Consider the following 6,322-nt stretch of genomic DNA (forward strand, 5'->3'; position numbering starts at 1 on the left):
AGTGTGCCATGAACGCTGGATTAGACTGCGCCATTGGTGATTTCGTATACGAGTTCGACGTAGTGGATCTCTCTTGGCCGCAGGAGATGTTGGAGAAAGCCTATATCATGGCTCTTTCAGAGAACAAAGACATCGTTTCAGCGGCTCCTGTCGGTGGAAAGAGTAAGTGGACCAGCCGTTTGTTCTACGACTTCTTTAACTACTGTACCCAGGGCATACATTCTTTGCGAAGTGAAGCATTTCGTCTTTTAAGTCGCAGGGCCATTAACCAGGTTCACGCCATCAGCAATCATCTGCCCTATCGGAAAGCAGCCTATGCGTTTAGTGGCTTGGCCTACGGCGTTTTGGAATATCAAGGAAGCTCCATAGAGTCTGTGCAGCGGCGGCGCTTCGGTCAGGCGGTAGACTCACTGGTTTTATATACCGATATGGGCTACCGGGTCAGTCTTACAATCGCCGGGGTGATGTTGTTGCTGACTTTTGCAGAACTGGTGTACACGCTGGCCATCTACATAGGCGGTCGCCCGGTCAGTGGCTGGACCACCACGATGCTGGTAATGACGGGCAGCTTTTTCGGTTTGTTTTGCATTCTGACCATTATCATCAAATATCTTGCCCTTTTGACCGATCTTCTCTTTAAGCAAAAGAGATATCTCGTGGAATCGGTGGAAAAGTTGCCCACGGGTAGCTTTACGGAGGCCAAATGAGATGAAATGGATTCACCAAATACGGCAAAACGACCTCAGTAAAAAATGGTTTTGGATCGCTGTATTGAGCCTGACTCTGTTACGATTGGCGATGGTCACATTTCAAATGGGATACTATACCCCTGACCTGGCTCCACTGGACGATACACTATTGTACAACATGGCGGTGTCCATCACTCAGGGTGAGTGGCTAGGTGAGTACGGATGGCTCACTTTATCTAAACATAGCTTCTTTGCTCTTTGGCTGGCAGTGATGCATTGGCTGCACATCCCTTATCTGATAGGTGGACAGATGCTATATGCCGGTGCATGTGCGGCTATGGTGGGAGCCTTTGCGCCTGTTTTGCAAAAGAATAAAAGCCGCCTGATTTTTTATAGTGTGATGTTGTATAATCCTGCGGCGGTAGGGGCCTTTACACTGAGAGTCTATCGCGACAATATTTTTCCTGCGCTGTGCTTGTTGGTTTTTGCAGGCATTGCGGGTTTCGTGCTGCGGTGTACTCAAAAATGGACGTTATCCTGGTTGCTGTTGTGTGGGATAGGTATGGGCATGGTGTGGCTGTGTCGAGAAGATGGTATTTGGGTAATACCTTTCGTGGCCGCCGCTGCCGTGATTGCTGTATGGCGGTTAGTCATCAGCACACTTTCTACCTTTAAAAAGGCTGTCAGAATGGTTCTTTTGCTTTTACCAGCGGCGGTATTTGCGCTGTGCCTGATGAGCTGGGCCGCAATGAATAATTTGTATTATGGGCGCTTTGTGGTCAGCGATTTTACTTCGTCGGATTTTGCACAGGCATACGGGGCACTGACTCGGGTGAAAGCGGGCCAGGAAAAACAGACTGGTTTGATTCAGATTCCGCTTACAAAACAGGGGCGGCAGGCCTTATATGAGGCGGGGGCAGAAAGCTTTTCCGAATTGCAGCCTTGGCTGGAAGATCCCAGCTTTCAAAATGGATACGCCAACCTAGAAACTGGCGAATACCCTGCGGGAGCTTTTTATTGGGCGCTGCGCCGAGCCGCCCAAGAGGCAGGTCACTATGATACTGCCCAGGAGGCAAAAGAATACTTTTTGACCATGGCACGGGAGGTTAATACTTTGTGCGATTCCGGGGTGCTGGAGGCCTATCCACCTCGCAGTGGCACTACGCCCCGCATTACTGCGCGGTATGTCCTTCCTGTTGTGAAAGAAGGATTGTACAGTTTGTGGTTCTGTGCCACTATGCAGGATGTGGAGCCTTATATGGACAGCATCAGCATTGGTCGCTGGGAGGACCAGATTGCCCCTATGGAGGAATTCCTATACACCAAGTCCAATCTTGCTTGTAAAGAGGGAAGCGACGAGCCGTATTATGCTCCCCGTCAGGAGCTTGTGTTCGGAGGGCTGAAAGTGGTGCAGATGCTTTACCGCTTTTTGCTGCCATTGGCCATTCTGGGAGCAGCGATTCGTTTATGCCGGTGTGCTCGCAGTGTGTTTTTGCCCCAGATGGACACCCAATGGAAAGCCGCTTGGATCGCTGTATGGGGATTGTTCGCTATGGCGGTGTTGCGGAGTATGATGGTCGCATTCATGGAGGTGGCCAGCTTTGGAATTGGTACCTCCGCAATGTATCTGTCTACTGTGCATCCTCTGCTTTTGGCTGCGTCGCTGCTCGCTTTACTGTTGCCCTGGCCGTCGGCCACAAAGAATTCGCCTGCCGATTGTTGATATAGGAAAAATTGCGCCTACCTGTTGAATTTCTCTAGAATCACCGCAAGGAGAGAAGTTTCCATCACTGTATCGGTTGTAGTAACTGCAGTGCTTTGTGCCGGAGCAACGTATTTGATGATATTTACCGTATACTGGGAAGTAGTAACGTGATATGTCAGCGTGACGATGCTGTCCCAGTGCGCAATTTTTAAAATGTGATGCTTTAAAAGTCGCTGGTATCCCAGAGCCCCGGCAGGCGAGGAAACTGTCACATTTAGAACAAAGTCTGTGACAAAGTGGAGTTTTTTCAAACTGTCCCATCCCTTGCCAGATATGATATAATTATATTGTAAATATAGTGCGCCCCGCTGCAGAGCAATATGCAGCGGGGCGTGTTCACGACACGATTAGGGAGGACTGATACAATGAGTACTGCGCGCCATGAAAGAACTTTTTTCAACGGATTACGGACGGCGGCCTTGGCCTTGGCGCTGGCCTTAGCTTTGGTTGGCTGCGGTGCGAAACCGGTAGAAGTGGACCCCACAGCCTACCTGGCGGTGGAGTTCGCCGGCATGAGCGGAGAGGGTACCGCCAGTTGGGCATTTGACGGTGACGGCTTTGCTGCAGCTTGTGACGACGGTGTGAAGGATGCAACGGGACTTGCCGCCTGTGTGGATGGCAGCTTGGATGTGACTGAAGGCCTATCCAATGGCGATACAGTCACTTTTCACTGGAACTGTGACACTGATACGGCAGAAAAGGAACACAATGCCATCCTGGCTCCCGCGGATACTACCTTCACGGTGGAGGGGCTAGACGAGTGGGTGACCGCTCTGGACCAGATTGGTCAAGAAGACTGGGATGCCCTAGTGGCCGACGGCAAGACGGCTCTGAGTCAGCGGGAGGGCGACAGCATCACCGGGGCCGACTGCTTGGGCGGGTATATGCTGGTGCGCCAGGACTTCAGCAGTGAGATGGTGGAGACCCACAACATCCTCTACGTGGCCTACAAGGTGCAGGCTCAGTTGCCGGATGGCAGTTCGCTCGCTTACTACGCAGGCATCGGCTTCAGCGACCTCGTGCTCCACGGTGACGGCTCGGTTGAAGTGACGAGCGACCGCGGTTTTGCGGCTTATGGAAACATCGACGTTCTTGTGAATGGAGAGTATTACAACTTCACCGGTTTCGAGACGCTGGAGGACATGAACACAGAGTGCATTGACGGATATGCGGGAATGTACTCTGTGGAGTCCAACGTAGCAGAGGCGTGACCTTCGGACAAAAACCAAAAGAAAGGCGCCGTTCCCGGTAGGGAAAGGGCGCCTTTCTTTGTGTGGTGTTTGCGGGTTGGTTGTAGGCTTTCGCGCAACTTCCGCGACCGAGTTTCGTCCGCTTGCGGTAAAGGCAAAAAGACGCATCCGTGCAAAAACAGTGGGTATCGGTGAACGTTCAGCATTTCTTTACTGGAAACTGTGATAAATATAGTGATGCAGTCTATTATCGTCGGACGTTGCCGCGAACATAAGGGGGCCGGATACGCCGGCTAATCCTGCACGCAAGGTGAAGGGTTTGGAAATGGTTTTAGTCTGTCGCGTCATATGGAAGAATATACGTATATGTTTACTGGTAAGAGCGTGCCGGTAACCTTCCGGCCAAAGAAATATTTTGTCAGCGAAGTAATCGACTGGTTTGGTAGCGAAATTGTTTTTTTGATGAGACGAAAGATGAAGTGAGCGTCCAGGTGAAGGTAAACCAGTAGGCCATGCGCAAAGGGGCAATGCAGTATGCCGTGCACACAAAAATTCTTTCCCCGCAGTCGTTGGTGGAGCAGTCGAAAGGTGATCTGTACGAAGTGGCGTAGCAATATCAACTTTGATATAGGAGAAAAAATCATGGGAGAAAACTTTGACCAATTGGCAAAAGAAGCAGAGTCCGCAAAAACGCTCGAGGAGCTTTTTGGTTTGTGAAAACAGGCGCATGTGACGGAAGTCGAAGAAGAAAATTGGACATCTACTTGTCCGTTTCAGTCGGAAGATAAAGCTCGTAAAAACTTTACCTTGGATGGCCGTTTGGGTGACACACAGAAGGGCGATATACTCTTTATCTGCAAGGAATCCAACTTGAGCAGAGATATAAAGAATGGAGAAAAGCCCTTTTGGCTGAAAGAGGAAGTTCTATCGAATAAACCTTCCGTGTGCGATTCATCGACGGTAAAGAGCGCGAAGACCCATTATCGAAACTGCCTCAGGAAAACCTTGAGCGAGCTTCTTCAAAAGGGATATCCCGCGCCGAAGAACTTGGAAGACTGCGCCTATATGAATCTGAACAAGCACGGCGGGAACTCCACCTGTAATAAAACGGCGCTTGCTGCCTATATCACAAGGTACAAAACTTTTATTAAAAGAGAAATCAAGCTGTTGCAGTGTGATACGGTGGTTTTGTACAGTGCAAGTTCCTATGGAAAAAAGCAATGAAAGAGATCGAACATATTTTCCGCGACGCTGGTGTGAAAACAGTTGTGAAAATCAATTGTCACCCCAGTCGGTACAGTTGTAAAAAAATAGAAGATATGAAAATCAATGAGTAAGGATTAATAATTGTATAAAAATTTGCGGGCTGACCTAACATTTGAAGTCAAAAAAGGCAATCGGTTGTCAATTGTGGTAGCCTATTTCTTCATCTATGCGTTTCAAGAGCTGAAAATAGAGCTGGAAAGTATCGAAGAGTTTTGTTTTTACATATTCCACATTTACAACTGAAAAGGAGAAAAAGAAAAAATACTGTTACCAATGAAATCTGACCTTTAATACGGCTTAAAACAAACTTTGCGTCATGCTGAGCACTAAACTTTGCTGAATTGGTAGCTTTTATATCAATTGATTTATTGGTGTCCAAGGACATAATATTTTAACAGGTGGCGACAGCATGACACTTGAAAAACGGCAGGCAGGACAACGGGCCCGACGGAAAATCTATCGTGTAGTACGGTCACCAGTGTGGACCAAATATCCTGCGCACTAAAGTGAATACAAAGATAATGGGGACTGTCAGAAATCCTGACAGCCCCCATTTTATTGTGTAATACTTTTAATGAAACAAAAACACTCATAAAACACAGTCGGAATTATGAAATTTAAGAGACAGAGAGCTCAATTAATGGTACTTCCGGTATGATCCTGTGGGCCGATAAGGGCCTCCAAGGAATTCGCCGCAGCATTCATTTCCGATATATCTTTGTGCTTGAGTGCGCGCTTTGCGTTTTTAGCAGCTTCGTCAATTTTCTTTTTCTGCTCTTTATCCGCATGTTTTCGAACTTCTTCACTGCGATACAGCAGACTTTCCAGACGGTCCTTTATCTGCGCATCTGACTTGGCTCGGGCATCTTCTGATGCGTATTGCTGTGCTTCCCGAACTGCCCGGTCGATTTCCTCTCGGCTCATGTTGCTGGAACCCTGAATGGTAATTTCCTGTCGCTTTCCGGTATCTTTGTCCATGGCAGAAACGTTGACAATGCCGTTGGCGTCAATGGTAAAGGTGACCTCAATCTGCGGCACGCCTCGCGGCGCACGGCGGATTCCGTTGAGCCTGAATTTTCCGAGACTTTTATTCTGACGCGCCATGGACCGCTCGCCTTGAAGCACGTTGATTTCTACGGAAGACTGGAAGCTGGACGCTGTGGTAAAAATCTGGCTTTTCGTGATGGGAATAGAGGTGTTTCGATCGATGAGACGGGTGAAGACGCCACCCACTGTTTCAATGCCCAGTGAAAGCGGAGTGACGTCCAGAAGCAGCAGCCCTTTTACAGTACCTGCCAGAACGCCGCCCTGCAGACATGCTCCCAAAGCAACGCACTCATCCGGATTGATACCTTTAAAGGGTTCTTTCCCGATAAACGATTTGATTGCTTCCTGTACGGCAGGGATGCGGC

Annotated in this window: 7 protein-coding genes; 5 read left to right on the forward strand and 2 right to left on the reverse strand. The window is 48.8% G+C overall.

From position 1 onward, the window contains the following. Both AB5H98_RS12270 and AB5H98_RS12275 read left to right on the forward strand, forming a co-directional pair. Positions 1–707: glycosyl transferase family 2 (locus tag AB5H98_RS12270; protein ID WP_367926182.1), on the forward strand; the 707-nt coding region annotated here is incomplete at its 5' end. 1 nt (position 708) lies between these two features. Continuing rightward, complete coding sequence (locus AB5H98_RS12275; RefSeq protein WP_367926183.1) at positions 709–2,412, forward strand: hypothetical protein; 1,704 nt, start codon at positions 709–711, stop codon at positions 2,410–2,412. Between the two features lie 17 nt (positions 2,413–2,429). Here the strand turns inward: AB5H98_RS12275 and AB5H98_RS12280 are convergent, their stop codons facing one another. Then, positions 2,430–2,705, reverse strand: a complete 276-nt coding sequence (locus tag AB5H98_RS12280) for a hypothetical protein (protein ID WP_367926184.1) — start codon at positions 2,703–2,705, stop codon at positions 2,430–2,432. 114 nt (positions 2,706–2,819) lie between these two features. Here AB5H98_RS12280 and AB5H98_RS12285 point away from each other — a divergent pair, with 114 nt between their 5' ends. From AB5H98_RS12285 to AB5H98_RS12295, 3 genes are all read left to right on the forward strand, one after another. Next, positions 2,820–3,665 carry a hypothetical protein gene (locus tag AB5H98_RS12285; protein ID WP_367926185.1) on the forward strand — a complete coding sequence of 282 codons (846 nt, stop codon included), beginning with the start codon at positions 2,820–2,822 and terminating at the stop codon, positions 3,663–3,665. A 513-nt stretch (positions 3,666–4,178) separates the two neighbouring features. Beyond that, the gene (locus AB5H98_RS12290; RefSeq protein WP_367926186.1) at positions 4,179–4,361 is read left to right on the forward strand and encodes a hypothetical protein; all 183 of its coding nucleotides are present in this window, start codon (positions 4,179–4,181) and stop codon (positions 4,359–4,361) included. A gap of 12 nt (positions 4,362–4,373) precedes the next feature. Continuing rightward, a complete protein-coding gene (locus tag AB5H98_RS12295; RefSeq protein ID WP_367926187.1) occupies positions 4,374–4,868 on the forward strand; it encodes a hypothetical protein in 495 nt (164 codons plus the stop codon). A gap of 675 nt (positions 4,869–5,543) precedes the next feature. Here AB5H98_RS12295 and AB5H98_RS12300 read toward each other — a convergent pair. After that, positions 5,544–6,322: Hsp70 family protein (locus tag AB5H98_RS12300; RefSeq protein WP_367926188.1), on the reverse strand; the 779-nt coding region annotated here is incomplete at its 5' end.

The organism is uncultured Ruthenibacterium sp., assembly GCF_963558415.1.
Classification (GTDB): domain Bacteria; phylum Bacillota; class Clostridia; order Oscillospirales; family Ruminococcaceae; genus Ruthenibacterium.